This window comes from Absicoccus porci, from assembly GCF_003725415.1.
Taxonomy (GTDB): Bacteria; Bacillota_I; Bacilli_A; order Erysipelotrichales; family Erysipelotrichaceae; genus Absicoccus; species Absicoccus porci.
This window is the reverse complement of record NZ_RJQC01000010.1, coordinates 1-1780: the sequence shown is the minus strand read 5'-3', so window position 1 is coordinate 1780 and position 1780 is coordinate 1. Positions and strand designations below refer to the sequence as shown.

At 36.3% G+C, this 1780-nt stretch carries 5 protein-coding genes; 2 read left to right on the top strand and 3 right to left on the bottom strand.

Annotation, left to right across the window (positions count from 1 at the left end; genetic code table 11):
- Nucleotides 1–106 precede the first annotated feature (106 nt).
- Entirely contained in the window at nucleotides 107–298 is a 192-nt protein-coding gene (locus tag EDX97_RS11560; protein WP_128521301.1) for a hypothetical protein, read from the top strand.
- Nucleotides 299–321: 23 nt separating this feature from the next.
- On the opposite strand, the gene EDX97_RS11555 is transcribed toward EDX97_RS11560, so the two are convergent.
- Together EDX97_RS11555 and EDX97_RS11550 are read right to left on the bottom strand one after the other, a co-directional pair.
- Nucleotides 322–645: a type II toxin-antitoxin system PemK/MazF family toxin gene (locus EDX97_RS11555; RefSeq protein ID WP_128521300.1), complete on the bottom strand. Its 324-nt coding sequence runs from the start codon at nucleotides 643–645 to the stop codon at nucleotides 322–324.
- Nucleotides 645–890: an AbrB/MazE/SpoVT family DNA-binding domain-containing protein gene (locus tag EDX97_RS11550; protein ID WP_128521299.1), complete on the bottom strand. Its 246-nt coding sequence runs from the start codon at nucleotides 888–890 to the stop codon at nucleotides 645–647. The genes EDX97_RS11555 and EDX97_RS11550 overlap by 1 nt, the downstream gene beginning before the upstream one ends.
- A gap of 149 nt (nucleotides 891–1039) precedes the next feature.
- Here EDX97_RS11550 and EDX97_RS11545 point away from each other — a divergent pair, with 149 nt between their 5' ends.
- Entirely contained in the window at nucleotides 1040–1282 is a 243-nt protein-coding gene (locus EDX97_RS11545; RefSeq protein ID WP_148039815.1) for a hypothetical protein, read from the top strand.
- A 132-nt stretch (nucleotides 1283–1414) separates the two neighbouring features.
- On the opposite strand, the gene EDX97_RS11540 is transcribed toward EDX97_RS11545, so the two are convergent.
- Nucleotides 1415–1684 carry a hypothetical protein gene (locus EDX97_RS11540; protein ID WP_128521297.1) on the bottom strand — a complete coding sequence of 90 codons (270 nt, stop codon included), beginning with the start codon at nucleotides 1682–1684 and terminating at the stop codon, nucleotides 1415–1417.
- Between the last annotated feature and the right edge of the window lie 96 nt (nucleotides 1685–1780).

Here is a 1780-nt window from a genome sequence, read left to right as displayed (position 1 = left end):
AATGAAAAAAGATATTACAAAGCTTGTCATCAACATTCTATTCTTAACTGGGCTTATATTCTTTCTGATTCTTGCGATTAAATCGTTCTTTTAAAGAGGTGATACAATGGCTACAAAAGCACAAATAAAAGCAAGCAACAAGTACGATAAAGAGAATACGAAATCTGTATTATTGAAACTGAACAAGAAAACAGATGCTGATATCATTGAAATGCTTGATGCTGTACCATCAAAGATGGGATATATCAAGGACTTGATCAGACAAGATATTGAAGCGCAAAAAAAGACTGGCATATAGCCAGCCTTTTGTTTATAATAGGTTTAGAACAGAGATTCAACGATCTCTAAAACTTCATCAAGAGTGCTTGCTGGGCATTCTTCTTTTTTTATGGGATTTCTCTTCCCAATGTCTACGGTTCTAACATGTTCGCATAATACAGCCCCTGTAGTAGACAGGCCGCTTGGTAGCAAAACATGAGACGGAAAGACTTTAGTATTGTTTGTGATTGGGCAAACAATATACAGTCCCATGATACGATTGTAATCATTATTAGATACAATCAATGCCGGGCGTCTTCCCGCTTGTTCATGTCCGCGTATTGGGTTGAAATCCATAAATACAATATCACCTTGTTTAAACAACATTAAATCACCTCCTTACCTATAGCTTCATCATTCCAAAACTCTTCTTGAGTTGTAGAACCGTCATAAGATGCGAATCTTTCGGCTAATGTCATTGGTCGTCTTTCTTTACGAGACAAAACGATCTTGTTATCTTTAATTTCCATGGATAATTCATCGCCAACATTTAAAGCCAAAAGTCTCATTACAGCCATAGGGAGCCTGATGCCTTGACCATTGCCCCACTTTGACACCTTTACTCCTTTCATAACTTATCCTCCTTTTTATACTTATAGTATATACTATGTTTATACTTTTTTCAATAATCACAAAAAAATCGGGATGACCGCTAAGGCCATCCCTTTTTACTCGATAGAAAATAGTTGATTGATTCAACAATGTACAACTATGTACAACTATGTACAACTATGTACAACAATGTACAACTATGTACAACAATGTACAACTATGTACAACTATGTACAACAATGTACAACAATGTACAACTATGTACAACTATGTACAACAATGTACAACTATGTACAACAATGTACAACTATGTACAACAATGTACAACTATGTACAACAATGTACAACTATGTACAACTATGTACAACTATGTACAACTATGTACAACTATGTACAATTATGCCGTTTTTAGAAACTGTCGAAAAACAATGTACGCAAATATGTAGGCAAATGTTTACTCGAAACTTGCGATATGCCTAAACATAGGCGTTTTTAGCAAAAAATTCATAACTACTCGAAATTGGTAAAAATTACTCGAAACTAGCTAGAATAAATCTTCTGCCAATTCATACGTCTTTTCAAATACGCTAGGCTTGCAAGGATAGTATTCGCCGTCTACACCCTTGATGATGTAATCACCGTAAGTTGCGTAAATCACTCCTTCCAAGGTGTTAACATATGCACCTTCAAGATATCCATCTCTCCAAACCAACGTGATATTACCTTCACCAAATTCAATGATTTTATCACGATTACGGAAGTTTAGTTGCATGGCTTCGATGACCACTGGCTTCTTCCGGTAGTGGAGCGCCATCATTGGCCTTCCTTGGTCTCATTCAGGCATCTAGCTTTTAACCAGTAACCGAGCTCATTGATGTATACGGAATCGCTTGGTACGTCTACTTTTCCA

Excerpts from the sequence above, each read along its gene's own strand:
- EDX97_RS11560 (WP_128521301.1), top strand. The coding sequence starts at position 107 with ATGGCTACAAAAGCACAAATAAAAGCAAGCAACAAGTACGATAAAGAG.
- EDX97_RS11555 (WP_128521300.1), bottom strand. The coding sequence starts at position 645 with ATGTTGTTTAAACAAGGTGATATTGTATTTATGGATTTCAACCCAATA.
- EDX97_RS11550 (WP_128521299.1), bottom strand. The coding sequence starts at position 890 with ATGAAAGGAGTAAAGGTGTCAAAGTGGGGCAATGGTCAAGGCATCAGG.
- EDX97_RS11545 (WP_148039815.1), top strand. The coding sequence starts at position 1,040 with ATGTACAACTATGTACAACAATGTACAACTATGTACAACAATGTACAA.
- EDX97_RS11540 (WP_128521297.1), bottom strand. The coding sequence starts at position 1,684 with ATGGCGCTCCACTACCGGAAGAAGCCAGTGGTCATCGAAGCCATGCAA.